The organism is Haloferax sp. AS1 (genome assembly GCF_014530665.1).
GTDB classification, from domain to species: domain Archaea; phylum Halobacteriota; class Halobacteria; order Halobacteriales; family Haloferacaceae; genus Haloferax; species Haloferax volcanii.
Genome location: NZ_SPSA01000001.1, coordinates 2,251,518 through 2,274,622, shown reverse-complemented (window position 1 = coordinate 2,274,622; position 23,105 = coordinate 2,251,518). Strand labels below are relative to the sequence as shown.

Annotated in this window: 25 protein-coding genes and 1 tRNA gene; 9 read left to right on the top strand and 17 right to left on the bottom strand. The window is 68.0% G+C overall.

Going from position 1 to position 23,105, the window contains the following annotated elements:
* Positions 1 to 61: 61 nt before the first annotated feature.
* Positions 62 to 1,084 (top strand): S66 peptidase family protein, encoded by a 1,023-nt coding sequence (locus E4P24_RS11955; RefSeq protein ID WP_188148519.1) that lies wholly within the window; start codon positions 62 to 64, stop codon positions 1,082 to 1,084.
* Between the two features lie 25 nt (positions 1,085 to 1,109).
* On the opposite strand, the gene E4P24_RS11950 is transcribed toward E4P24_RS11955, so the two are convergent.
* From E4P24_RS11950 to E4P24_RS11940, 3 genes are all read right to left on the bottom strand, one after another.
* Positions 1,110 to 1,640 (bottom strand): DUF5815 family protein, encoded by a 531-nt coding sequence (locus tag E4P24_RS11950; protein WP_004042248.1) that lies wholly within the window; start codon positions 1,638 to 1,640, stop codon positions 1,110 to 1,112.
* Positions 1,641 to 1,796: 156 nt separating this feature from the next.
* A complete protein-coding gene (locus E4P24_RS11945) occupies positions 1,797 to 2,048 on the bottom strand; it encodes a hypothetical protein (protein WP_004062606.1) in 252 nt (83 codons plus the stop codon).
* 165 nt (positions 2,049 to 2,213) lie between these two features.
* Positions 2,214 to 2,435: a hypothetical protein gene (locus tag E4P24_RS11940; RefSeq protein WP_004042246.1), complete on the bottom strand. Its 222-nt coding sequence runs from the start codon at positions 2,433 to 2,435 to the stop codon at positions 2,214 to 2,216.
* Between the two features lie 139 nt (positions 2,436 to 2,574).
* On the opposite strand from E4P24_RS11940, the gene eis reads away from it, so the two are divergent.
* Together eis and E4P24_RS11930 are read left to right on the top strand one after the other, a co-directional pair.
* Positions 2,575 to 3,798, top strand: coding sequence for an enhanced intracellular survival protein Eis (gene eis / locus E4P24_RS11935; RefSeq protein WP_049921830.1), 1,224 nt, complete (start codon positions 2,575 to 2,577; stop codon positions 3,796 to 3,798).
* Positions 3,799 to 3,867: 69 nt separating this feature from the next.
* A complete protein-coding gene (locus E4P24_RS11930) occupies positions 3,868 to 4,890 on the top strand; it encodes a sodium:calcium antiporter (RefSeq protein ID WP_188148518.1) in 1,023 nt (340 codons plus the stop codon).
* 126 nt (positions 4,891 to 5,016) lie between these two features.
* Here E4P24_RS11930 and E4P24_RS19195 read toward each other — a convergent pair whose 3' ends face one another.
* The 4 genes from E4P24_RS19195 to E4P24_RS11915 all read right to left on the bottom strand — a co-directional run bounded on the left by E4P24_RS19195 (position 5,017) and on the right by E4P24_RS11915 (position 6,679).
* A complete protein-coding gene (locus E4P24_RS19195; protein WP_004042243.1) occupies positions 5,017 to 5,145 on the bottom strand; it encodes a hypothetical protein in 129 nt (42 codons plus the stop codon).
* A 180-nt stretch (positions 5,146 to 5,325) separates the two neighbouring features.
* A complete protein-coding gene (locus E4P24_RS11925; protein WP_004042242.1) occupies positions 5,326 to 5,514 on the bottom strand; it encodes a hypothetical protein in 189 nt (62 codons plus the stop codon).
* A 326-nt stretch (positions 5,515 to 5,840) separates the two neighbouring features.
* Positions 5,841 to 5,914: transfer RNA gene (locus E4P24_RS11920), tRNA-Ile, on the bottom strand.
* Between the two features lie 180 nt (positions 5,915 to 6,094).
* On the bottom strand, positions 6,095 to 6,679 hold the full coding sequence (locus E4P24_RS11915) for an FxsA family protein (RefSeq protein ID WP_013035598.1): 585 nt from the start codon (positions 6,677 to 6,679) through the stop codon (positions 6,095 to 6,097).
* 171 nt (positions 6,680 to 6,850) lie between these two features.
* On the opposite strand from E4P24_RS11915, the gene E4P24_RS11910 reads away from it, so the two are divergent.
* Together E4P24_RS11910 and E4P24_RS11905 are read left to right on the top strand one after the other, a co-directional pair.
* Entirely contained in the window at positions 6,851 to 8,509 is a 1,659-nt protein-coding gene (locus tag E4P24_RS11910; RefSeq protein ID WP_115802983.1) for a DUF255 domain-containing protein, read from the top strand.
* A 74-nt stretch (positions 8,510 to 8,583) separates the two neighbouring features.
* Positions 8,584 to 9,387 carry a TrmB family transcriptional regulator gene (locus E4P24_RS11905; protein ID WP_004062611.1) on the top strand — a complete coding sequence of 268 codons (804 nt, stop codon included), beginning with the start codon at positions 8,584 to 8,586 and terminating at the stop codon, positions 9,385 to 9,387.
* Positions 9,388 to 9,447: 60 nt separating this feature from the next.
* Here E4P24_RS11905 and mptA read toward each other — a convergent pair whose 3' ends face one another.
* The 6 genes from mptA to E4P24_RS11875 form a co-directional block, all read right to left on the bottom strand.
* Complete coding sequence (gene mptA, locus E4P24_RS11900) at positions 9,448 to 10,374, bottom strand: GTP cyclohydrolase MptA (protein WP_188148517.1); 927 nt, start codon at positions 10,372 to 10,374, stop codon at positions 9,448 to 9,450.
* An 81-nt stretch (positions 10,375 to 10,455) separates the two neighbouring features.
* Entirely contained in the window at positions 10,456 to 10,851 is a 396-nt protein-coding gene (locus E4P24_RS11895; RefSeq protein ID WP_004042237.1) for a hypothetical protein, read from the bottom strand.
* 152 nt (positions 10,852 to 11,003) lie between these two features.
* Positions 11,004 to 11,243, bottom strand: coding sequence for a hypothetical protein (locus E4P24_RS11890; protein ID WP_144858646.1), 240 nt, complete (start codon positions 11,241 to 11,243; stop codon positions 11,004 to 11,006).
* Positions 11,244 to 11,456: 213 nt separating this feature from the next.
* Positions 11,457 to 12,698: an NAD(P)/FAD-dependent oxidoreductase gene (locus E4P24_RS11885; protein WP_115860899.1), complete on the bottom strand. Its 1,242-nt coding sequence runs from the start codon at positions 12,696 to 12,698 to the stop codon at positions 11,457 to 11,459.
* Between the two features lie 125 nt (positions 12,699 to 12,823).
* The gene (locus E4P24_RS11880) at positions 12,824 to 13,192 is read right to left on the bottom strand and encodes a hypothetical protein (protein WP_004062615.1); all 369 of its coding nucleotides are present in this window, start codon (positions 13,190 to 13,192) and stop codon (positions 12,824 to 12,826) included.
* Between the two features lie 88 nt (positions 13,193 to 13,280).
* Entirely contained in the window at positions 13,281 to 14,189 is a 909-nt protein-coding gene (locus E4P24_RS11875; RefSeq protein WP_115802987.1) for a winged helix-turn-helix domain-containing protein, read from the bottom strand.
* A 123-nt stretch (positions 14,190 to 14,312) separates the two neighbouring features.
* Between E4P24_RS11875 and E4P24_RS11870 the strand changes: the two genes are divergently transcribed.
* Positions 14,313 to 14,954 (top strand): DUF6149 family protein, encoded by a 642-nt coding sequence (locus E4P24_RS11870; protein ID WP_008575482.1) that lies wholly within the window; start codon positions 14,313 to 14,315, stop codon positions 14,952 to 14,954.
* Between the two features lie 27 nt (positions 14,955 to 14,981).
* On the opposite strand, the gene E4P24_RS11865 is transcribed toward E4P24_RS11870, so the two are convergent.
* The 3 genes from E4P24_RS11865 to E4P24_RS11855 all read right to left on the bottom strand — a co-directional run bounded on the left by E4P24_RS11865 (position 14,982) and on the right by E4P24_RS11855 (position 18,583).
* On the bottom strand, positions 14,982 to 16,466 hold the full coding sequence (locus tag E4P24_RS11865) for an MATE family efflux transporter (protein WP_004062618.1): 1,485 nt from the start codon (positions 16,464 to 16,466) through the stop codon (positions 14,982 to 14,984).
* Complete coding sequence (locus E4P24_RS11860; protein ID WP_006601366.1) at positions 16,463 to 17,122, bottom strand: TetR/AcrR family transcriptional regulator; 660 nt, start codon at positions 17,120 to 17,122, stop codon at positions 16,463 to 16,465. Before E4P24_RS11860 ends, E4P24_RS11865 begins: the two co-directional genes overlap by 4 nt.
* Before the next feature lie 147 nt (positions 17,123 to 17,269).
* A complete protein-coding gene (locus E4P24_RS11855; protein ID WP_115802988.1) occupies positions 17,270 to 18,583 on the bottom strand; it encodes an NAD(P)/FAD-dependent oxidoreductase in 1,314 nt (437 codons plus the stop codon).
* Between the two features lie 96 nt (positions 18,584 to 18,679).
* On the opposite strand from E4P24_RS11855, the gene E4P24_RS11850 reads away from it, so the two are divergent.
* The 3 genes from E4P24_RS11850 (at position 18,680) to E4P24_RS11840 (ending at position 22,076) form a co-directional block, all read left to right on the top strand.
* Positions 18,680 to 20,500: a histidine kinase N-terminal 7TM domain-containing protein gene (locus E4P24_RS11850; protein ID WP_188148516.1), complete on the top strand. Its 1,821-nt coding sequence runs from the start codon at positions 18,680 to 18,682 to the stop codon at positions 20,498 to 20,500.
* A gap of 57 nt (positions 20,501 to 20,557) precedes the next feature.
* Entirely contained in the window at positions 20,558 to 21,439 is an 882-nt protein-coding gene (locus E4P24_RS11845) for a homoserine kinase (RefSeq protein ID WP_004062622.1), read from the top strand.
* Positions 21,440 to 21,572: 133 nt separating this feature from the next.
* A complete protein-coding gene (locus E4P24_RS11840) occupies positions 21,573 to 22,076 on the top strand; it encodes a universal stress protein (RefSeq protein WP_188148515.1) in 504 nt (167 codons plus the stop codon).
* Positions 22,077 to 22,167: 91 nt separating this feature from the next.
* On the opposite strand, the gene pdxS is transcribed toward E4P24_RS11840, so the two are convergent.
* Positions 22,168 to 23,076 (bottom strand): pyridoxal 5'-phosphate synthase lyase subunit PdxS, encoded by a 909-nt coding sequence (pdxS, locus tag E4P24_RS11835; RefSeq protein ID WP_004042226.1) that lies wholly within the window; start codon positions 23,074 to 23,076, stop codon positions 22,168 to 22,170.
* Positions 23,077 to 23,105 lie beyond the last annotated feature (29 nt).

The window sequence follows — 23,105 nt, the reverse complement described above, 5'->3', positions numbered from 1 at the left end:
GCCGAACGCCGCTGTCGCGGCCGGGGAAGGCTTTTGACGGGTATCCGAGTACCGGCTACGCATGCCCGCGGTATTCACGACGCCGCCGCCGCTCGACGCCGGAGACCGGGTCGCGGTCGTCGCGCCGTCGCGCCCCATCGACGAGTCACAGTTGGACCGTGCGTGCGCGCGACTCCGCGACGTGTTCTCGCTCAACCCCGTCGTCTTCGAGTCGGCCCGACGCGACTGGGGGTGGCTCCGGGACAACCCGGCGGCGCGCGCGGAGGACGTGATGGCGGCCTTCGAGGACCCGTCGATACGCGGCGTCATCGCGGTCACCGGCGGCGACGACCAGCTTCGAATCCTCCCGCATCTCGACCCGGCGCGGCTGACCGCGTCGCCGACGCGCTTCTTCGGCTTCAGCGACAACGACAATCTCCGGCTGTTCCTCTGGACCCACGGCGTCGTGAGCTACGGCGCGACGCTCCACCCGACGCTCACCGTGGACCCCGAAATCCGCCCGTACGTCGAGCGATACCTCCGGCGGGCGTTCTTCGAGCGCTCTCTCGGCGTCGTCGAGCCCGCCTCGGAGTGGACCGACGACTGGTTCGACTTCGACACCGAAGAGCCCCGAGAGTGGCGCGATAACCCGGGTCGGACGTGGCGGGGCGACGAACGAGTGACCGGGCGACTCTGGGGCGGTAACTTCAGCGTCGTGAAGTGGCATCTCCAGACCGGCCGGTACCTCCCGAACCCCGACGAACTCGACGGGGCGGTGCTCGCGCTCGAAACCTCGGAGGACGTGCCGCTCCCCCGCGAGGTCCGGTACACGTTGCGGTCGATGGGCGAACGCGGCTTGTTAGAACGATTCGACGGCGTCGTGGTCGGTCGGCCGCGGACGTACTCGCCCGAACTGGAGTGGGAACCGCCGGCCGACTACGGCGCGCAACTCCGCGCGGAGCTGCTGTCGGTCCTCGACGCGTACAACCCCGACGCCACGGCGGTGTTCGACGTGGAGTTCGGCCACGCCGACCCGACGGTGCCGCTCCCGCTCGGCGCGAAGGCGACGCTGGACCCGGCGGTCGAGCGGCTTCGAATCGACTGAAAAGCGGGGCGTCCCCGCCCGAGCGCTACATGTACGGCTCGGGGTCGAGGTCGCGCTGGGCGCGGTACTGGTCGACGAACTCGCCCACGTCGAACTGGAGCATCTTCGACTCGAACTCCGAGACGACGTCGTCGTCGTCGGCGTGGCTGACGGCGTGTTCCATCAGCTCCACGACGAGTTCGACGATTATCTCGTGGAGCCTTCGAGAATCGAAATCGGTCACCCAGACGATGCCCGCGCCGAGTTCGCCGTCCTCGGACACGTCCTCGGAGACGACGGCCTCGGGGAACTCCTCCAAGACGATGCCCATGAGGTGGGCCGTCCCGAACTCGGGCATGTCGTCGCTCGTGGTCTCGATGGTCTCCTGAAGGATGTCGACGAGGAACTCCGGGAGGAAGCGGTCGGGCGGGTGGACGTCCATGACGACTGCGTGGCTGTCGCCGCACGGACAGTCGAACTCCCGTTTGCCCAAGTCGAGTTCCCGGACGCGCTTCGTCTCGCCGCAGGGGAGGTCCAAGACGGCCCCGCGGCCGCCGGGAACGCTCGGTTCAGACATACCCGTGGGTTGCGGTTCTCGCCGTTTAAACGTCGCGTTCTTCGGAATCGGCGCGAGCGAAAAACGAGGCGCGGACCGTCGGTTGCGGTCGGTCGGTCCGTCGGACTGTCGCGAAAAACGGCGGTGAGTCGGGCGAAACCGCCCGTCGGCGTCCCCTCAGCGACGGCCCGAGACGTAGACGATGGGGCCGACGACGAGGAGCGTGATGCCGAGGAACATGTAGTGGGGCTTGGCCAGCGTCACCGGGGTCAGAAGGAAGATGAGCCCGAACAGCGTGGCGTTGATGCCGAGGATGTGCCGGGACTTCAGCGGCAGCGTTCCGACCGTCGACAGGACGAACACGAGCAACAGCGCCTGCCCGATGTTGTAGTCGAGCAGGAAGGTGTCTACGAGCTGAAGGGGAAGCATTCTTGTTTTCTCGGTCGGTTCGAATCGACTATCAAAGTTCCGTTATTCTCGTTGGAAACCGGCGGTCGAACCCCCCGATATTGGGGCGACCGGGCGGTCGGTGCGGTCCCGGGAGTCGGTGAACACCGCTGTCGGTGCGGGTGACGCCCGACGGACGGGGGCGCGCTACTCGGCCGGACCGGTGATGTCGAGCGGGCGAATCCACCCGTACCAGACGATAACGACCATGCCCGCGTAGCCGAGCGTGAACACGACCATCCCGAGGTCGTTGTAGCCGGCCTCGCCGAGGAGGCGTCGCGCCACGCCCGGGAGGACGATGCCGAGCGTCACGACCGCCGCGAGGAGGAGGTTCCCCCGCGACAGAAACGACTGCTTCGTCTCGCTCATGAGCGGGACTCGGGACCGAGGCGACGTGAATCGCACGGTTCCGAGAGCGACCCCGAACTCCGGTCCCGACGCGCCCGAATCGCTGGACCGCGCGCCCGCGGCACCGAAAACCTATATCGTCCCCCGACGCACCGCGGGTATGCACCTCCGTCCCCTCCCCGAGGAGCACCGCGAGACGTACCGCGAGTTCCTCAACTACGCCTTCCGGCCCGAGAACGGCCCCGACTGGTCGGACGAGCGACTACCCGACCCGGAGAGCTACCGCCCGCGGGGGTTCTACGACGCCCCGCCCGACGCGCCCGTCGAGGACCTCGACGCGGCCGACCTGCGGACGGTGTGTGCCTTCTACGACTTCACGGCCCGCGTCCGCGGCGAGTGGCACCCGCTCCCCGGTATCTCGGCGGTCGCCTCACCTCCGGAGGCGCGCCGACAGGGCCACGTCGCCGCGATGCTCGACGCCCTCCTCGCGGAGTTCCGCGACACCGGCCGGTATCTCTCGGCGCTCTGGCCGTTCGAGTACGCTTTCTACCGCCGGTTCGGCTGGGCGACGGCGAGCAACTACGCGAAGACGACGGTGCCGCCCGACGAACTCGGGGCGGTCGCCGCCGACCCGGCCGGGGAGTTCGTCCGACTCGACGCCGACGACTGGGGGCGGGTCAAAGACGTATCCGCGGCCGCGGCGACCGAAGACCTCGCGGTGGACCGAAGCGAGGGCTGGATTCGCCACCGGCTGTTCCGCGGGTGGGACGACGACCCGTTCGTCTACGGCTGGGAGCGAGACGGCGACCTCCGCGGCTACGTCGTCTACGACGTGACCGGCGACTGGGAGTCGCGGACGCTGTCCGTGGACGAACTCGTCGCCGCCGACGCCGAGGCCCGCGCCCACCTGTTTCGGTTCCTGCGAGACCACGACTCGCAGGTCGACGAGGTCGTCCTCTCGTCGGAACACGAATCCTCCCGGCTCATCGACGACCTGACCGACCCGCGGGCGGCGACGGTCGAACTCAAGCCCGGCCCGATGGTCCGTATCGTGGACGTGCCGGCGGCCCTCGAAGCCGTCTCGTTCCCCGCCGACGCCGCCTGCGACCTCGTCCTCGCGGTCGAAGACGGCCGGTGCGACTGGAACGACGGCCCGTTCAGCCTCATCGTCGCCGACGGCGCGGCGAGCGTCGAATCGGTTGGCCGCGACGCCGACCCCGACGCGACCGTCGAAATCGGGGCGCTCTCGCAACTCCTCGTCGGCGCGCGGGCCGTCGAGGCGCTCGCTCGCACCGACCGCCTCTCGGTCGCTGATGCGGAGGCGGCCGACGCCCTCGCCTCGGCGTTCACAGAGCGGGACCGCTACCTGCGCGAGGGGTTCTGAGCGAGCGGAGCGTCGAATCCGACACCCGGCCGGGTCGGGTTTTTTCTCACCGGCCGCCGAAGTCCGGGCGTGGCATCAGTTCCGGTTCTCGTCGGATTCACCGTCGCCGGTGCGATTCTCGCGTGGAAGGGCGGCGACATGCTCGTGCAGGCCTCGGACCGGTTGGGCGCGTACTACGGGCTCCCCGCCATCGTGCAGGGGGCTATCATCGCCGCCGTGGGGTCGAGCTTCCCCGAGCTATCGAGTATCGTCATCGCCACGCTCCGGTACCAGTCGTTCGACATCGGGGTCGGTGCAGTCGTCGGGTCGGCCGTCTACAACATCCTCATCATCCCGGCCGTGTCGGCGCTGGTCGGTGAGGGCCAGCGGCTCGCCTCGAACCGCGACTTAGTCTACAAGGAAGCGCAGTTCTACTTGCTTTCTATCGCCGTCCTCGTGCTCACGTTCTCGCTTGCGGTCATCTACCGCCCCGCCGCCGACACCGCGGGCCTCGACGGGTTCGTCACGCGCCCGCTGGCGTGCATCCCGCTCGGGCTGTACGGGCTGTATCTGTTCATGCAGTACCACGACACGCTGGAGCACCGCGCCGGACTCACCGCCGTCGTCGACGACGTGAACCCGAAACGCGAGTGGCTCGCGCTCGGCGGGTCGCTCGCGGTCATCCTCGTCGGAGCCGAACTGCTCGTCCGCGCGGCGGTCGGTCTCGGCGACGCCTTCGGCACGTCGCCGTTCCTCTGGGGGCTGACGGTCGTCGCCGCCGGCACGAGTCTGCCGGACACCTTCGTCAGCGTCGGAGCCGCTCGACAGGGCAACGCGCCGATGAGCCTCGCCAACGTCTTCGGGAGCAACGTCTTCGCGCTCCTCGTCGCCCTCCCCGTCGGCATCCTCGTCGCCGGGGGCGCGGTCATCGCGTTCGAGGAGGTCGTTCCGATGATGAGCTTCCTCACGGGCGCGTCGGTCGTCTTCTTCGCCGTCCTCCGGACCGAGATGGCGCTGACGCGCGGCGAGGCGTACGTCCTCCTCGGAACCTACGCGCTGTTCGTCGCGTGGCTGGTCGCAGAGAGCCTCGGCGTGACGGGCGTTCTCGGCTGAGGCGACGCTCGGGAGCAACCACTCAGAAAACGGAAAACGGACTCGCCGCAGGAAGGGCAGTCGCGGCGAGCGAGGTTGACGATGACTGCACGCGCAGTCGGGGGTCGAGGGTCGGTCCGAACCCTGTTAGTCGCCGGGCGTGTTACCACGCTGGTACCGGCCGACCATCTTCCACATCGCCGCGTCGAGATCCTCGCCGTCGGCGGCGGACTCAATCTGGCGGTACAGGTGTTCGGAGACGTCGATGGTTGGCATCACCAACACGTATGGCGTGTACGGATTTAATACTACTGGGATACAGAACTGAGTAAATTTGTTCGGGAGGGACGGACGCGTAGCCACGAGACCGGGCGACAGCGCCGCCGTTCGGAGGTGTGAAACGGTTGGTGCCGAGAGAAACTCGGAGTGGAAGACGTGACAGAAGCCAGAGTGTTGCTACTGCCGCGCCTGCCGGAGCGACGCGCCGTCGAAGCGCTTCAACGCGAGTTCGCCCGCTTCGAGCGGGTCGACGGGCGTGTCGTGTTCGTCGTCCATGTGTTCCATCGCGAGAACGCCGACGCTCTCGCGGGAGTCGGCCGTGGAGGTGTGGCCGCACCCGTACAGACAGGTGAGTTCGTATTCCATGTTATTCAGTACCACAATCTATTGCGTGATATATCTTTCTCCGTATTCGTCCGTTCGACCAACCAGATGCCGATAAATGCGAACGAATCTGCGTAAAGAGACGTGAGTTTGTGCGAAACAATCGGATATCTGAGTCAAACATTAGTGATTCTCTGTATCGGGTCGTCGTCGGTCGGATGGGGGAGTCGAGACTCCGTCGCTGATTCGTCCCGACGACACGAACGATAGACCGAGCGTTCTCTCGGTCGGTGATATTCGCAGAAGTTGGGTGGCCGGGGAGTTTCAGCCCCTGACTCGCATCGGCAACGAAACGTTATCGATGGGAGTGGGCCAACGCGGATTTGAACCGCGGGCCTCCCGGTTATCAGCCGAGCGCTCAACCTGACTGAGCTATTGGCCCAGGTAAGCGCATTCACTCGTTGTGCGCTGTTGATTTTAAGACTTTCTTTTCGGAGGCGCGTTGGTGCGTGTTAGTGAATGTCGTCGCCGTCGGTCGATTGCGGGACTCGAAACGCCGGCCAATCGCGTGACTGCGCGGGTGAAACACTCGGAACAACCGACACGAGAGCGGCGAAAACGGTTACGTGGAGTCGTTGCTGTCGCGGTCGAACCGATACGAGTCGGGGTCGGCGTCGTAGACGCCGTCACCGCCGCTGCTACTGCCGGAACTGCCGCTGCCGCTGGAACCGCTTCCGCCGCTCGGGCCGGGCGAGCCACCGGGACCGCCGGGACCGAAGTCGCCCTGCGGGAAGCCGGTCGTCCAGACGTTGCCGGTGACGAAGCCGTCGGCGCGCTTGTCGAGGTACGGCTTGACGACGAAGCGCTTGAGCACCTCGCGGATGGGGTACCGCGTCACCGGGATGGCGAGCAGGAAGCCGATGGTGTCGGTGACGAGCCCCGGCGTGAGGAGGAACGCGCCCGCGGCGATGAGCAGGCCGCCGTCCATGACCTCGTTCGTCGGGAGGTCGCCGCCGGCGAACTTCGACTGGAGGCTTCTGAGGGTGTGTCGCCCCTCGGCGCGGACGATGAGCATCCCGACGAGCCCAGTCAGGACGACGAGCGCGACGGTCGGCACGAGGTCGATGTACTGCGCGACGACCACGAGCAGCAACGCGTCGGAGAGGGGGATGAGGAGCAAGAGCGCCATCAGCGTGCGCGTTCGCATGGGCGACACTACCGGGCCGCGGCCCATAGCCCTTTTGTCCCGCCCGCGGCGCGCCGGGTTCTCGCATCCGTCCGCGACGGTCGTCGAGGGGTTCGCGCGACCCGCGGACGGCGACCGGTCGTGCCACGAGGGCTCGAAGCGCTTACCCGCGTCCACCGCGGATGGGTGGACATGACCGACGAGACGCGCGTCGAATGGCGAGAGTGGGGTCCCGACGCGTTCGCCGAGGCGCGAGCGGCGGACAAGCCAATCTTGCTTTCGCTGTCGGCGACGTGGTGCGAGGACTGTCACGAGATGGACGCCGAGACGTACGCCGAACCGCGCATCGCGGCGAACCTCAACGACGGCTTCGTCCCGATTCGGGTGAACGTGGACCGCCAACCGCGCATCCGCGAGCGGTACAACATGGGCGGCTTCCCCTCGACCGTCTTCCTCGCGCCCGACGGCCACCCCATCACGGGCGCGACGTTCATCGGCCCCGACGGCATGCGGCAGGTTATCGACCGCGTACGCGAGGTGTGGGACAAGAAGGGCGCAGAGGCCGGCCGCCTCCCGCGGGCGCTCAGGGGTGACCTCCCGCCCGCGGGCGAGGTGTCGCCGCAGATCGAATCGCACCTCGCCGGCCAGTTGGAAGTCGCCTTCGACGAGGCCCACGGCGGCTGGGGCGACGCCGCGAAGTTCCCGCTCCCGCGGACCGTCGAGTTCGCGCTGAAGCGCGACCGAAGCCGGGCGCTCCGGTCCCTCGACGCGATTCGCGACGGGCTGTACGACCCCGTCGAGGGCGGCTTCTTCCGCTACGCCGACGACGCCGCGTGGTCGAAGCCGAACCGCGAGAAGACGCTCGAATCGAACGCCGCGCTCCTGCGGGCGTTCGCCAACGGCTACCGCTACACCGGCGAGGACGCCTACCTCGACCCCGCGTCGGGGACCGCCGACTTCCTCGTCGACTCGCTGTGGACCGGGACCGGCTTCGCCGGGAGCATGGGCCCCGCGGCGGGGACGGACTACTACCTCCTCGGGAAGGAGGGCCGCGACAACGCGCCCGGCCCGCGAACCGACCTCACGGTGTACGCCGGCGGCAACGCCCTCGCCGCGGACGCGCTGTTGGTGCTGGCGGGGCTCACCGACGACGAGCGGGCCCGCGAGTTCGGTTCGCGCGCGCTCTCGCGGGTCGCAGAGGACCTCGTCGACGACGGCGTCGTGACGCACTTCCGGTCCGGCGGCGACGCGGGCGAGGACCTCCTGCTCGAAGACCAGGCGCGCGTGGTCGCCGCGGCCTGCCGCGCCCGGCAGGTGCTCGGCGACGAAACGGTGGCGGGCGACCCGCTTCTGGACTTCGCCGCCGAGGTTGCCGACGCCGCCATCGACGAACTGTTCGACGAGGGCTCGTTCCTCGACGGCCCCGCGAGCGGCGAGGCGCTCCTGTCGTCGCCGCTGCGCCCGCTCGACGGGAACGTGGAGATGGCGAACGCGCTCGTCGACCTCGCGGCGCTCACCGGCGACGAGCGCTACCGCGAGGTCGCACAGGAGACCATCGCCGCGTTCGCTGGCGCGTGGGACCGCATCGGCGTGCAGGTCGCCGCCTACGGAACCGCGGCGGCGCGGCTGCTCCGCGACCCGCTTCTCGTCGAACTCAACGACGGCGTCGGCTCCGACCTCCACCGGGCGGCGCTCCGCGTCGCGGACCACGAGGCGCTCGTGGTTCCGGATGCCGATGCCGACGGTCTCCCGGCGGGGACCGCGCGCGTCAGCGCCGGCGAGACGGCGGTGGAGGCAACCACTCCCGAGGAGTTGATGGAGGCGGTCTCCACGGTGACGCCCGACGCCTGACCGCGACCCGCGGCAACCGCAGACGGGTGTAAACATCCGGTTTGTTTATCAGGGAGAAACGAGACGGACGGTGCATGACCAGTTTGCGAGACCTCGGGCTGTCCGAGTACGAGGCCCGAGCCTATCGCGCCCTCCTGCGGACGGGCGCGACGACGGCCAAGGAGTTATCCCGCGCCAGCGACGTGCCGATGGGCCGCGTCTACGACGTGCTGAACAGCCTCGAACAGTACCACCTCATCCGGAGTCAGGCGGCCAGCCGGCCGAAGAAGTACGTCGCCGTCGAGCCCGACACGGCGCTCGACCGCCTACTCGAATCGAAGCGCCAAGAGCTGGCCGAGAAGGCCGAGCAGTACGAGAACGTCGTCGCCGAGCTGACCGACGAACTCGACGCCGCCGAGCCGGTTCACGACCAGTTCTGGACGGCCGCGGTCGGCGCTGACGAGACCATCGACCTGCTCGTGGAGCGACTCGCGGCGGCCGACGACTCGCTCGTGATGGTCGCCGGGACGCCCTCGCCGCAGTTCGACCTCGACGCCGTCGGCGACCTCGTCGTGGACGAACTGGAGGCGGCGCTCGACCGCGGGGTCGACGTGTCGATGCTCATGTCGCCGGGGCTCGTCGACAGCCTGCCCGAGAGCGTCGGCCAGAGCTACATGGACCGGCTGTCGAGCAGGTCGAACTTCCGCGCGCGCACCGCGGAGAACGTCACGGGCGTGTTCAACCTCATCGACGACGTGGAGGTCTGTATCGAGGTGCCGAACCCCCTCAACCCCGGACAGGCGTTCGCCATGATAGACCTGAAAGACCCCGAGTTCGCCGCCGACCTCCGCGCGACGTTCGACCCGCGCTGGGAGGAAGCGGCACCGCTCCCGTTGTAGCGGTTCGCGGCGGTACAGAATCGAGGTTCGAAAAACGAGCGTCTCGGGCGTCGAGGGCGTTCAGGCGTCGAGTTCGTCGCGGAGCTGTCCCAGCGTCACCTCGCGCTCGGCGTGGGCGTTGTGCTGGTGAATCGACTCGTCGTTCGACTGTTTCATGTGGACCACCGCGTCGTCCCCGAGGTGGTCGAGCGCCTCGATGGACAGCTCGGCCATCGAGCGGACGCAGTCCTCGACGAACTTCGCGTTGGCGTGGGCGTGGTAGGTCATGTGGTCCTCGTCGGGGCGCTTGGCGAGGTTGTAGATGCGCGCCGACATCGAGTCGCGGGCGATGTCGATGAGGTCCATGAGGTCGACCTCCGGCGAACCTTGCGTCTCGACGGTGAGCGTGGCGTGGCCGCGCTGGGAGTGACCCGGCTGGGGGACCTTGTCGAGGAACTCCTCGATGGTGTCGTCGTCGACGGCGAGGTCCTGCAACACGTCGCGGGCGCGGGAGGCGGACATGCCCTGCGAGCAGGGACAGACGGTCATGCCGACCACTTCCGCGCCGATTTCCTCGCGAGTGCCCTCGTCGGTCGCGGTGGCGCTGGCGATGATTTCGGCGGTGCTCTGGGTGGAGAGGCCGCTTGCGGGGGTGTCCTCGCGGACGACGAGTTCGGCGGTCATGCTGACCTCGGCGGTCGTCGTGTACTCGTGTTTGGCGAGGAGGCGCTCGGCGGCGTCGCCGCACATGTCCTCGACGCGGTAGGCCGGCTCGGAGACGGCGGCTTCGAGGACCTCGTCGATGACCTGCATATTTCGGCTCATGTCGATGCCCTTGCGGCCGCCGGGGAGGTCGACGAACACTTCGAACTCCGCCATCAAGACGAGGGGTCGCTTCCCGTCGCGGGCGATCTTGACGAGCTTCTCGACGCCCGTGACGCCGACCTGGCTCAGCCCGACGGTCACGTCCGGCTGGGAGGCCTGTACGTCAGGCAACTGGTGACTCATCGAGGAGTAAAAAGTGCCGTTGCTGATTAGTGCTTTCGATAGGGGAACGGAATCGCGGGCGAACGCGCCGCTGTGTTCCGACTAGGGCCAGTCGTCGCGCCCCTCGGCCTCGAAGGGGTCGGCGGGGGCGTCGTCGTCGCCGGCGAGCACCCACTCGGCGGCCTCGGCGGCGTCCTCGACCGGGAGGTACTCCCAGCCGGTTTCTTCGGCCACCGCGCGGTCCTCGTCGGACGTGCCGATGAAGACGTGCCGGTCGGTGTCGAACTGGCGCATCACGTTTTCGAGGCTCTCCTCGACGCCGCGCGGTCCGGAGAAGAAGTCCTGCCGGATGCGCTCTTTCCGGGTGAAGTTCGTCACGACGTAGGTCGGCTTCTCGCTCACCACGCCGATGTACTTCGTCCACGTTCGCGCGTCCGAAAACGCCGCGTTCGGGTCGCCGAGCTGTTTGAGCGCGGAGAGTTCGAACGCGAGCGTCATCGTTCCTTGGCCGCCACCTGTTGCCATACCCGGCGATAGGCGGCGACGCGTGGAAAACGACTTCGGTCCCGGCCGTCCGCGAGCGGGGGACCGCCGGCTCGGCGGCGACCGGGACGGGCGGCGAACGCGAGCAACGGGGCGGCGCAGAGAACTTACTTGACGCGAACGTAGTCGGTGAACACCACGATATCGCCCCGCGAGAGCCGCGAGGTGGTCGTGTCGATGTCGAGCGTGCCGGCGGGGGTCGCGGTCGCGAGCGCGCGCTGGGTCCGCTCGCTCAGCTCGTCGAAGTGATGGACGCGCACGCCGGGCGGTACGTCAGAGACGGGTGCGACGGTCGGCGGTGCGGTGGCGTCTGGAGAAGACGGCGGCTGTCCGTCTTTAGATGACATGTGGTAACACACTACATAGACGGAGATAAATGTTTGGCCGTTGGGGCGTCGGACGACGAGGGACGAGACGAGACGGGACGGTGAGTGCGCCGGACGAAAGAGAGCCAAAACGGGAGCGAGCGAACCGCGAGCCGCGGGCGGCGCGCGAGCCCGGACCGGCGGACACGCGCAGACGCGGCTGGCCGGGTGAAAACAGCGGGAGCGGGTCCCGAGTTACTGTTCGGCCGCCGCGCCTTCGAGGTCGTCGAGCTGGAAGTCCTGCTTCACGAGGACCTCCTTTTGGCCGCTCACGTCGACCTGCTCGCGCATGAGCTTCTTGTACTTCGTCTGCGGCGAGAGGTCACCGATGAGGACGCCGCCGACGATTTTGCCGTCCTTGATGGCGAGTCGCCGCCACTCGGTGTCGGAGTACTTCGCTTCGACGTGGTCGTCGCCGAGCGTCGGGTGGCCGAACGAGAGGAACGGGAAGTCGAAGTGAGTGATGGAGTACGACGAGACCCAGCGGAACTCCTCGGAGCCGTAGTCGACCATGTTCTTGGCCGCGATGGTCCCCTGTTCCTTGGCGGAGCCCCACGCGCCGTTCTGGGCGCGGTCACCGAGGATGAGGTCGTGGAACTCGGTGATGTCACCGGCCGCGAAGATGTCATCGTGGTTCGTCCGCATGAACTCGTCCGTGTAGATGCCGTTGTCGTACTCGATGTCGGTGCCGCCGAGAATCTCCGTGTTGAAGTTCAGGCCGATGGCGATGCCGACGAAGTCGGCGTCGTAGCGGTCGCCGTTGGGGTCGACGGCGGTCGTGACGCGGTCGTTCTCGTCGACCTCGAAGTGGTCGACGCCGGAGTCGAAGACGGGTTCGACGTTGCGCTCGCGGAGCGCCTCGTGGATGATTTCCGCGCCCTCCTCGGAGAGGGCGTAGCGCCACCACGCCTTGCCGCGCATGAGGTACTTGCCCTCGACCTCTTGGGCGGCCGTGATGGCCGCGAGGTCGATGCCGAGCAGGCCCGCACCGATGACGACGGAGTTGTCCGCGCCCTCGATGTGCTCTTTGATGTCCCGGGCGTCCTGGAACGTCCAGAAGTGGTGGATGCCCTCCGCGTCGGAGTTCTCGACGGGGAGCTGGGTCGGCGTGCCGCCGACGGCGAGGAGGAGTTTGTCGTAGTCGTACTCGGTGCCGTCGTGGGCGGTGACGGTGTGGCCCTCGGGGTCGATGTCCGTGACGAGCGTGTCGAGTTCGAGGTCCACGTCGCGGTCGTCGTACCACGACTCGTCGTGGATGGAGATGGGGGCCTCGGGCAGTTTGCCCTTGGCGAATTCCTTGATGAGAATGCGGTTGTACAGCGGTTCGCCCTCGTCCGTGATGATGGTGATGTCGGCGTCGGGTTCCTCTTCGCGGAGTGTCTCAGCCGCTGAGGCCCCGGCGATACCGTCGCCGACGATCACGTACGATTGGCTCATGACCCGACGTTTGTATTCGGGGTTAATGTGGATTGCTATCTCCCTCATGATTGTTTTGCAGGCGGAACTCGGGGCGAGATGGCGAGACGGGAGCCGAATCGCGGGCGTTGCTGCGGCTCACCGAGTCACTCGGTGAAGCCGCCGTCGGCGGCAGCGGGGCACTCCGACGGTCCCGACGCCGCGTCGTCGTCGCCGCGAGCGAGTGCGTCGCGGGCGAGGCCGCGAACGCGGCCGGGAACGCCGCTGGCAGCGACGACACCGACGGCCCCGCGAACGACGGCGATGCCGACCGCGAGGCCGAGCGGCCAGCCCAAGAACAGCGCCACGAGACCGAGACCGGGTACGAGCGGGGCGACGAGCGTCGCGACGGCAGTGGCCGCGAAGACGCCGACGACCGCCGCGACCGCGGCGAGAGCGGTCTCCGAAAGCGTCCTGAACCGCTGCGGGAGCGTCGCTCGCACGTCGTCGCGGCCGAGATGAGTATCGTCGAACATGGTCGTTCTCCTCGTGTGGAGAGACGACCGTCGACACCAAAATAGTAATCTGAATTACATTTCTGTAAGCGGGTTTACCGTAGCGAGCTTATGAAATTCGCTCGATAGGTTCGACCGCGGAGTCGACGACCGACAGGTCGCCGTCGAGTTCGACGACGAGATGCTCGTCGTCCGCGTCGATGCGGACGCGGATGCGCCACGGCTCCTCGGAGACGACGGTGAGCGCCTCGTCTCCGACGACCCACGGGAACCGCCAGAACGGCGTCCCGCACACGTCTTCGCCCCGCGAGGAGAGGAAGCCGAGGACCGTCGACTCGTCGAGGAGCACCAGTCCCACGGGCGAGACGGCCTCGTAGGCGCACTGGGCGCAGCGGTGAGTGACGACTACCTCGAGGTCGAACGGGTCGGCGTCGCGGGACAGCGCGGTGCTCGTCGTCCCGCCGCACTCGGGGCAGACGCCGTCGGCGGCGAGGCAGTGGAGGTGTCGCACGCGCTGGTCGAACGCCGACAGGAGCGCCTCCGACGAGCGGCCTTCGAGACCGCCGGGCGGGAACTCCTCGTGGGCGTGGACCCGAGCGCAGTCGGCACAGGAGATGGTGAGTTTCTCGTCGCCGTAGTCGGCTTCGAGCGAGCCGCCGCAGGCGACACAGGAGCCGGGGGCCGGAAAGGCGGGGAGGACGGGGTCCTCGTTGAACGTCCCCGCGAGCACGGCGCGGACGACCTTCTCGCCGGCGTGGCGGAAGTCGTAGCCCTCGTCGGTCTTGCGGACGAACTGACCGCGGAGCTTTCCGAGGTGGTAGTTGAACCGTGCGCTGTCGTCGACGCCGACCCGTCGGCGGAGCTCGGAGAAGGGGATGGGGCGGTCGGGTGACTCCCAGAGCGCTTCGAGGATGGTGAGTCGAGTCTCGTCGGCGACGATGCCGAACGCTTCGGCCGGCGAGATGCAGTCGTCGCAGTCGAGGACCGAGTCCTCGCGGACGGATGCGGAGTCGCTCATACCCCCCTCATTCGGGCGAGTCGCATTAAATCACCTCGTCAAATCTCGTTCGGGAGCTTCGCGGGCCGCGACGGGGTCGGTCCGTCTCGCTCGGGGCGAACGCGCGTCGTCGTCCCCGGAGACGTGGTCTTTACGTGTATTCGACCCGAAGCGAACGACGAAATGAAGATTCGCCAGAACATCCGCCACTTCGCGACGAAAAAGGCGCTCACCATGCCGGTCATCGGCGACATCGCCACCGAGAAGATGGTGGACCTCCACGTTCGCATCTTCAGCGAGCGCGCGGACCCCGACCGCCGAGACGAGCGCGAGGACCACATGGCGGCGTTCTTCGAGTGCACCTTCGACACCTACCTCGCGGCGCTCGACGCCGGCTTCCCCGAGGCCGAGGCCCGCGAGATAACCCACGTCCAGGCCAACTTCGACTTCTACAACCACGGCTGGACCGAGATGATGGAGATTCCGGTCGACGAAATCGAGGCCCACTACGAGCGCTACGAGGAGTTCTTCGAGCGCCACGGCATCGACATCGCGGAGCCGCTCGGCGAGTTCCGCACCATCGATATCCCCGACGCGCCCGCGACGCTGGACAAACTCGACGACCCCGACCACCCCCACGCTGAGGGCGGCTTCGCCGACGACGTGTACGTCGAAGACGACTCGGGCGAGGTCGGAGTCGGCGGGGCCGACGAGCCCGAGGACGTGGACGTGTCGGCCGCGCCGGGGATGCAGGACGTCGACCGCACCGACGAGAAGACCGCTTAAAAGGGACCGCGCGGAGTCGTTTCTCGCTTAGTCGTCGGTCGGCACGGCGGGGCCGACGTCGACGACGCTGTTTTTCCACGTGCCGCGGGTGAACCACGCGAAGGCGAGCAGCGCCACCCCGACGTTCGAGAAGGCGATGCCGTACCAGATGCCGGTCGGGCCCATCGAGAAGAACTCCACGAGGACGAACGCCGCGGGGATGCGAAGCACCCACAGCGAGATGAGCGAGAACACCATCGCCGTCCGGGTCGAGCCGCTGCCGCGGAACCCGCCGTTGACGACGTTGAACGCCCCGAGGAACAGGAACGTCGGGCCGATGATTCGCAGGTAGTCCACGCCGATGGCGATGACCGCCGGCTCGCCGGGGATGAACACCGCGACGATGGGTTCGGCGAACAGGTAGGCGGCGGCGGAGACGAACACCAGCGCGGTGACGATGATGCCGACGCCCCAGAACACGGCGTGTTCGGCGCGCTCGGCCTGGTCAGCGCCGAGGTTCTGGCCGACGACCGTCGAGGTCCCCTGCGCGAGGCCGATTGCCGGCAGGAACACCAGCGAGTTGAGGCGGTTGCCGATACCGAACGCGGCGACCGCGGTCTCGGTGCTGGCTCCGCCGGCGTTGACCGCGGCGTAGGCGACGAGCGCCGTGAGGGCGGTCACGCCGAGCGCGCGGGTCGACTGTTCGATGCTCGACGGCGCGCCGATGCGGACGATGCGCTCGACCATCTCGCGCTCCGGAATCAGGTCGCGCGGCGAGAGGCTGATGCCGACCCGGCCCGACAGCAGGAGCCAGAAGCCGACGAGCGCGCCGACGCCGCGGGAGAACACCGTGGCGATGGCCGCGCCCTGCACGCCGAAGCCGGTGAAGCCGGTCGCGGCGAACAGCGACTGTCCGAGGCTTTCGAGCCCGAGGAGGCCGAATATCGGGTTCGCGTTGAACCCGAGGATGAGAAACGGGTCGAGAAAGACGTTGATGACGACGCCGAGCCCCATCAGGTACATCGGCGTCTTGGTGTCGCCCCACCCGCGGAGCAGCGCCTGGAAGATGAAGAAGCCGAACATGAACGCGACGCCGAGGAAGATGGTGCGCGTGTACTCGACCGCCAACTGGTGGACTTCGGTGCCGGGCGTCGTCCCGATGAGCGGGAGCAGTATCGGCGTCAACAGATAGCCGATGACCGCGAACCCGGCCGAAAGCAGGATGACGAACCCGAGGGTCTGGCCGGCGGCGTGGTCGACTTCGTCGTGGTTGCCCGCGCCCTTGTTCTGGGCGACGAGGACCGTCCCGGCGACGGTGAACCCGCCGCCGAACGAAATCATGAGGAAGACGAGCGGCCACGAAAACGACAGCGCCGAGACGGCCTCGGAGCCGACGCGCCCGACCCAGAAGGTGTCGGCGAGGTTGTACGCGACCTGCATAATCTGCGAGAAGACGAGCGGGAGCGACAGCACCAACATCGGCTTGACGAGGTCGCCGTCGACGAGGTTGACGTCCTTGGCCTTCGCGCTCATTCGTCACCTCCCTCGCGAACGAGGTTCTCGACGACGAACTCGTCGAGCGCGGCGCGGACCTCGGTCGGCGCGTCGAAGGCGGACTGACTCGCCGTCTCGGTTCCCGAGGGGTCGGTCACGGCGACGCGCTGGAGGCGCGCGCCGTCGAGCGCGGCGAAGAGGAGCGACGCCGTTCGGTCGGCGTCGACCTCGCGGAAATCCCCCTTCTCGACGCCCTCGCGGATGATGTCGGCGAGGCGGCGGCGGATGACCGCCTCGTTGCGGGCGACCCGCTCGCGGTAGGTCTCGACGTAGGGGGCCTGCGTCCGCAGTTCGTTGAGGGCCAGTCCGAAGCGGTCGTAGTCGCCGTCGTAGTCGCCGTCCGGGACCATCTTGTCGAGGAGGACCCGGAGCCGCGTCTCGGGGGCGTCGCCCTCCGTCGCGGCGACCCGCGCCTCGAAGCGGTCGAACAGGTAGTCGAGAAAGGCGACGAGCAGTTCCTGTTTCGTTCCGTAGTGGTAGTGGAGGAGGGACTTGCTCTTTCCGGCCTCGTCTGCGATTCGTTGCATCGTCAGGTCCGCGTAGCCGTGGGCGCACAGCGCCCGGTAGGTCGCGGCCATCAGTTCCTCGTGGACCTCGTCGGGGACCGACTGGTCCGGCGTCTCGTCTGCACTCACTAACTGACTAGTCAGTCAGCAGCTTAAAAAGCAGTTGCGAACGGGAAACCGATTGCCGGTAAGCGTGCGACTAAGCGGCACGAGAGACCGTTGCACGCCACGACGACGAACCGCGCTGAAACGGCTTCGAAAGCGGCGCTGTGACGGCTACTGGCTGCGGTCGATGCGGTCCGCGACCTCGTAGCCGGCCACGATACCGCCGTTCAGCGACCGCTCGGGGTACTGCGCCTCCGACGCCATCCCCGCGTAGTAGACGCCCTCGGCCACGTCGTCGCCGAGGTCGTACGGGACCACGAGGTCGAGATAGCCGCGTTCGTACACCGGGCCGGCGCGGGGGTTACGAGCGATTTTGAACTCCTCGACCGCCGACCGGTCGAAGTCGGGGAACATCTCCTCGATTTCGTCGAACCACGCGTCTTCGACCTCCTCGTCGCTCATCTGCCAGAGCTCTTCGTGCGGTCCCTGCACGTAACTGGCGACGTACAGCAGGTGGTCGCCGCCGTAGCGCTCTTTCGGCACGAAGTTCGTGTGCTCGATGAGCGACCCGAACGGCGCGTCGTGGGCGATGTTGAGCCAGTAGGTGTCCATCAGCGACTCCGACATGGTCGCCAGCCCGCAGACCGCCCCTTGGAAGTCGATGTCGCAGGGGAAGCCCGTGAGGTCTTCGAGCACGTTCGGCATCGTCGCCACGACGACCGACTCGACCTCGTGGGTCTCGGTCCCGTCGTCCGTCTCGACGGTCAGCGTCGAGACCGCCTCGCCGTCGGTGTCGAGTTCGGTCACGCGCGCGCCGGTCTCGATGTGCTCGCGGCCGACCGCCTCGACCAGCGCGTCGATGAAGGGCGCGAAGCCGCCGTCGAAGTAGCCGAGTTTCTCGCCGCGCAGCAGGTCGCGCTCGCCGCGGAAGCGCACGCGCCCGAGGAACCACGACGCCGACACGTCGCGTTTGCGCTCACCGAACTTGCCGTCGAGAAGCGGGTCGACGAAGTTGTCGTAGACGCCGCGGGTCGTGTGCTCGACGACGAACTCCTCGATTGGGGTGTGTTCGTACTCCGCGAGTTCCTCGTAGGCGTCGAAGTCGGGGATACCCCCGCGCACGTCGACGCCGAGGGTGAGCATGCCGAGGCGGAACTTGTCGTAGAGGCTCATGTGGGGGTACGCGGCGATTTGCCACGCGGTGTCCAGCGGGTGGACGACGCCGTCGACGTAGTAGGCGTTCTTGCCGATGCGCCACTCCAAGTCGTCTTCGAGGCCGAGTTCCGCGGCGAGTTCGACGATGGTTTCTTCGGACTTCGAGAGGTGGTGGTAGAACTTCTCGATGTCGTCGCCGTTCGTCTCGTAGGTCGCTGCGAGGCCGCCGAGGGAGTCGGCCGCCTCGAAGACTCGAACGTCGTGACCCCGGTTCTGGAGTCGGTACGCCGCGGCGAGGCCCGCGATGCCGCCGCCGACGATGCCTATCATGCCCCGAGGTTCGGCGTGGGGTGGAAAGTCCTTTCTGATTGGCCGGTTCCGGCGCCGACGGTGGGAGTTTTAATCCCTGTCGATAGAAAGCGGGGCATGCACGGCGCTCCGTACTGGCAAACGACGCCGTACACGATTCCCATCGGAATCGGTGCGCTCCTCTTTGTCGTCCTCGCCGCCTCCCTCTTCCGCCGCCGGACGGAGCGCCGCCTCGTGCCCGGCGCGACCCTCGGCGCGCTCCTGTTGGTCGCGTCCGGGCTCTGGATGGGGACGTACGCGCTCGAACTCTCCGTGACCGACTTCTCGACGAAGGTGCTGTTGAACCAGCTCGGCTACGTCGGCATGGCGCCGCTGCCCCTCCTGTGGTTCGCGTACGTGACGCGCCACGCCGGCGTGAAACTGAACTCGCGGGCCGCGTGGGTCGCACTCGGGTCCGTGCCGGTCGCCGTCGTCGCGCTCGTGGTGACGAACCCGTGGCACGGGCTCATCTGGACCGACCTCTGGGTCGACGCCGACCACGGCTACGCCGTCCTCGTCAACGAACACGGCGTCGCGTTCGACGGCTTCATCGCCTACGCCTACGCGCTCATCCTGCTCGGGTGCGGCGTCCTCGGCCGGACGCTCCTGCGGGCCGACGGCATCTACCGGGAGCAGACGCTCGCGCTCCTCGGCGGCGGTCTGGTCCCGGCCGTCGGCGGCGTCGTCTGCGTCGCCGGACTGAGTCCGGTCCCCGGTCTCGACCTCCCCGTGTTGGCCTTCTCCGTCACCTCGGCCGCCGTCGCGTGGAGCGTCTTCCACCACCGGCTGTTCACGCTCGTCCCCGTCGCGTGGGAATCGGCCGTCGAGTCGATGCACGACGCCGCGCTCGTCCTCGACGGCGACGGGCGCGTCATCGACGTCAACCCCGCGGGCGAGCGGTTCCTCTCGCTCCCCCTCTCGGACGCCTACGGGCAGTCCGTCGCGCGCGTCCTCCCCACGGAACTGGTCGACGCGTTGGGCGGCGTCCCGACCGCTGGGTCGGAGGCGGAGGCGACCCTCACGACGGAGGACGGCGAGCGCGCCCTCCTCGTCGAGACGACGCCGCTGGGCGACGAGTCCGACATGTCGGGGTCGCTCGTGCTCGTCCGCGACGTGACCGAACGGGTCGAACGCGAGCGACGGCTCGAACGCCAAAACGAGCGGCTCGACGAGTTCGCGTCGGTCGTCTCCCACGACCTTCGGAACCCGCTCACCGTCGCCCGCGGCTATCTCGAACTGGCGGCCGAGACCGGCGACGCGGAGTACTTCGAGCGAATCGAGAACGCCCACGACCGGATGGAGACCATCATCGAGGACCTCCTCACGCTGGCGCGGCAGGGCGAGACGCTCACGGACGTGACGCCGGTCGCCCTCCGAACCGTCGCACAGGAGGCGTGGGACGGCACGGTCGTCGGCGACGCGACCCTCGACGTTCGGGTCGACCGGACTATCGCGGCCGACCGCGGCCGCCTCCGACAACTGCTCGAAAACCTGTTTCGGAACGCCGTCGAGCACGGCTCGACGGGCAGTCGGGATACTCCCGACGACGCCGTCGAACATGGTTCCACGGGCAACCTGACTGCGTCTGGTGACGCCGTCGAGCACGGCTCCGACGGCGGCTCGCTCACCGTCGTCGTCGCGGGAGTCGACGGCGGCTTCACCGTCGAAGACGACGGCTCCGGCATCTCCGAGGCGGAGCGCGCCGACGTGTTCGAGCGGGGGTACACGACCCACGAAAACGGGACGGGCTTCGGCCTGCCCATCGTCAAGACGGTCGCGGACGCCCACGGCTGGTCGGTCGAACTCACCGAGTCGGACGCCGGCGGCGCGCGGTTCGAGTTCACCGGCGTCGAGACCGAACCGGAGTCGGTGAACGCGGAGCAGCCGACGAGCGACTGAACCGGGACCGTTGCGACGTTCGCCACATTTTTATCTGCGATAAGGCAACAGCGGGGCATGGTTACGGTCCGCGCACCCGCCACGAGCGCCAACCTCGGAAGTGGGTTCGATGTTTTCGGCGTGGCTCTCGACCGCCCCGCCGACATCGTGCACGTCGAACGGGCGGACCGGACGACAATCGAAGTGACCGGCGTCGGCAGCCAGTACATCCCGACCGACCCCGACCGGAACGTCGTCGGTGCGGTCGCGGAGGCGCTCGACGCCCCCGCGCGCATCCGCATCGACAAGGGCGTCCGCCCGTCGTCCGGCCTCGGGTCGTCGGCGGCGAGCTCGGCCGCCGCCGCGGTCGCGCTGAACGAACTGTACGACCGCGGCCTCTCCCGGGAGGAACTCGTCCCCGTCGCCGCCGAGGGCGAAGCGGTCGTCTCCGGCGAGGCCCACGCCGACAACGTCGCGCCCGCGCTCCTCGGCGGGTTCACCGTCGCGACCGACGAGGGCGTCACGACCGTCGACGCCGACATCCCGCTCGTCGCCTGCCTCCCCGAAATCGCCGTCTCGACCCGCGACGCCCGCCGCGTCGTCCCGAGCGACGCCAGCATCGAGGACATGGTCCACACGGTCGGCCGGGCGGCGACCCTCGCGGTCGGGATGTGCCGCCGCGACGCCGACCTCGTCGGCGCGGGGATGGACGACCGCGTCGTCACGCCCGCGCGGGCGGAACTCATCAACGGCTACCACGACGTCCGCGAGGCCGCCCTCGCTGCGGGCGCGACCGGCGTCACCGTCTCCGGTGCCGGCCCGTCGGTCCTCGGCGTCTGCCAAGCCGCCGACCGCACCCGCGTCGCCGGCGCGATGCTCGAAGCGTTCGACGAGGCCGACGTGGCCGCCCGCGCCTACAAGACGCGGGTCGGTCGCGGGGCCGAAGTATTCGAATCCTGAGTAGTACAGAGAGAACCACTCGCACACTCGTATCTCGCCTTTTCTCGCGCCTGAGTCACTGTAACGCGTTGTCGCGGCCGGTGGTAACACGATTCCGAGAAGACTTTTCTCACTATCACGATATATTCGAATCATGGAACGAGCACTCGTCGTCGTCTCCCCCGAAGAACGGTCGCAGCGAATCCTCCGCGAGGCGGGCGAACTCGCCGCCGGCAGCGGCGCGGAACTCGTCGTCCTCACGGTTCTCCCGGACGAGGAGTTCGAGCGAACCCGCTCGGCGCTCGCCAGCGTCGGCTCCTCGGACGTGGTGTACGGCATCGACCAGGCCATCGAGTCGGCCACCCGCCGCGCCAAGCGCGTCGCCCGCGAGGCGTTCGAGGGGCTGGACCTCGACTACCGCATCGTCGCGGACATCGGCCCCGAGGCCGACACCATCTTAGAGACGGCCCGCTGGGAAGGCTGTGACCACCTCTTTATCGCCGGTCGCCGCCGCTCGCCCGCCGGAAAGCTCATCTCCCGGGACATGACGCAGTCGGTCATGCTCAACTTCGACGGCCCGGTCACCGTCCTCCTCGGCGAGGCGTCGTCCGACGACGCGAAGGGGAACGAAAAGGAGAAGTCAGGACTCCTCGCCTGAGAGCGGAGCGCCGAGACCGAAGAAAAGCGGAACCGGAAGGAATCGAAAACCGAGACGGTGAGTCAGTCGGCGGCCGCCGGATACCGCCGCGTTAGACGCCGCGGCCCTGAAGTTTGTCCTCGTCGGCCATGCCGACGTTCGCCTCGCCCTTCATGCCCTTGCCGATGCCGGCGGCGATGTCGGCGAGCGTGTCCGGGTCGTCCCAGTTGTTGACGGCCTCGACGATGGCCTCGCCCATCCGTTCTGGGTCCTCCGCGCCGAAGATGCCGGAGCCCACGAAGATGCCGTCGCACTCGTGGTACATCATGAGCGCGGCGTCCGCGGGCGTGGCGATGCCGCCGGCCGCGAAGTTGACGACCGGCAGGCGTCCCATCTCCGCCGTCTCGTGGACGAGTTCGGCGGGCGCTTCGTGCTCGCGGGCCCACTTCTCGCGCTCGTCGAAGTTGAGGCCGGTCAGGCTGCGAATCTGGTGTTTGATGGTGCGCTGGTGGGTGACGGCCTGGTTCACGTCGCCCGTGCCGGCCTCGCCCTTGGTGCGAATCATCGCCGCGCCCTCGTTGATGCGGCGGAGCGCCTCGGGGAGGTTGCGCGCGCCGCAGACGAACGGCGAGGTGAACTCGCGCTTGTCGATGTGGTAGTCGTTGTCCGCCGGGGTGAGCACCTCGCTCTCGTCTATCATGTCCACGCCGATGGATTCGAGAATCTGCGCCTCGGTGTGGTGGCCGATGCGGGCCTTCCCCATCACCGGGATGGAGACGGCGTCGATAATCTCCGTGACCGTCTCGGGGTCGGCCATCCGGGAGACCCCGCCGCGCTTGCGGATGTCGGCCGGGACGGCTTCGAGCGCCATGACGGCGACCGCGCCGGCTTCCTCCGCGATTTTCGCTTGCTCTGCGTTCACGACGTCCATGATGACGCCGCCCTTCTGCATCTGGGCGAACCCGCGCTTGACGAGTTCGGTCCCGCGCCGAAGCTCCTCTAGGTCGGTCTCCTCTGGCATATCCGTCGCTTGCGACCGGGTTCACTTAA

Coding starts and splice junctions, on each gene's coding strand:
- E4P24_RS11945 (WP_004062606.1), bottom strand. CDS start 2,048: ATGCTTCCCCTTCAGCTCGTAGACACCTTCCTGCTCGACTACAACATC.
- E4P24_RS11865 (WP_004062618.1), bottom strand. CDS start 16,466: ATGAGCGCGAAGGCCAAGGACGTCAACCTCGTCGACGGCGACCTCGTC.
- E4P24_RS11885 (WP_115860899.1), bottom strand. CDS start 12,698: ATGAGCCAATCGTACGTGATCGTCGGCGACGGTATCGCCGGGGCCTCA.
- E4P24_RS11950 (WP_004042248.1), bottom strand. CDS start 1,640: ATGTCTGAACCGAGCGTTCCCGGCGGCCGCGGGGCCGTCTTGGACCTC.
- E4P24_RS11890 (WP_144858646.1), bottom strand. CDS start 11,243: ATGTCATCTAAAGACGGACAGCCGCCGTCTTCTCCAGACGCCACCGCA.
- E4P24_RS11895 (WP_004042237.1), bottom strand. CDS start 10,851: ATGACGCTCGCGTTCGAACTCTCCGCGCTCAAACAGCTCGGCGACCCG.
- E4P24_RS11915 (WP_013035598.1), bottom strand. CDS start 6,679: ATGCGAACGCGCACGCTGATGGCGCTCTTGCTCCTCATCCCCCTCTCC.
- E4P24_RS11955 (WP_188148519.1), top strand. CDS start 62: ATGCCCGCGGTATTCACGACGCCGCCGCCGCTCGACGCCGGAGACCGG.
- E4P24_RS11875 (WP_115802987.1), bottom strand. CDS start 14,189: ATGAGCGACTCCGCATCCGTCCGCGAGGACTCGGTCCTCGACTGCGAC.
- E4P24_RS11925 (WP_004042242.1), bottom strand. CDS start 5,514: ATGGAATACGAACTCACCTGTCTGTACGGGTGCGGCCACACCTCCACG.
- E4P24_RS19195 (WP_004042243.1), bottom strand. CDS start 5,145: ATGCCAACCATCGACGTCTCCGAACACCTGTACCGCCAGATTGAGTCC.
- mptA (WP_188148517.1), bottom strand. CDS start 10,374: ATGAGTCACCAGTTGCCTGACGTACAGGCCTCCCAGCCGGACGTGACC.
- eis (WP_049921830.1), top strand. CDS start 2,575: ATGCACCTCCGTCCCCTCCCCGAGGAGCACCGCGAGACGTACCGCGAG.
- E4P24_RS11880 (WP_004062615.1), bottom strand. CDS start 13,192: ATGTTCGACGATACTCATCTCGGCCGCGACGACGTGCGAGCGACGCTC.
- E4P24_RS11850 (WP_188148516.1), top strand. CDS start 18,680: ATGCACGGCGCTCCGTACTGGCAAACGACGCCGTACACGATTCCCATC.
- pdxS (WP_004042226.1), bottom strand. CDS start 23,076: ATGCCAGAGGAGACCGACCTAGAGGAGCTTCGGCGCGGGACCGAACTC.
- E4P24_RS11855 (WP_115802988.1), bottom strand. CDS start 18,583: ATGATAGGCATCGTCGGCGGCGGCATCGCGGGCCTCGCCGCGGCGTAC.
- E4P24_RS11845 (WP_004062622.1), top strand. CDS start 20,558: ATGGTTACGGTCCGCGCACCCGCCACGAGCGCCAACCTCGGAAGTGGG.
- E4P24_RS11905 (WP_004062611.1), top strand. CDS start 8,584: ATGACCAGTTTGCGAGACCTCGGGCTGTCCGAGTACGAGGCCCGAGCC.
- E4P24_RS11840 (WP_188148515.1), top strand. CDS start 21,573: ATGGAACGAGCACTCGTCGTCGTCTCCCCCGAAGAACGGTCGCAGCGA.
- E4P24_RS11940 (WP_004042246.1), bottom strand. CDS start 2,435: ATGAGCGAGACGAAGCAGTCGTTTCTGTCGCGGGGGAACCTCCTCCTC.
- E4P24_RS11910 (WP_115802983.1), top strand. CDS start 6,851: ATGACCGACGAGACGCGCGTCGAATGGCGAGAGTGGGGTCCCGACGCG.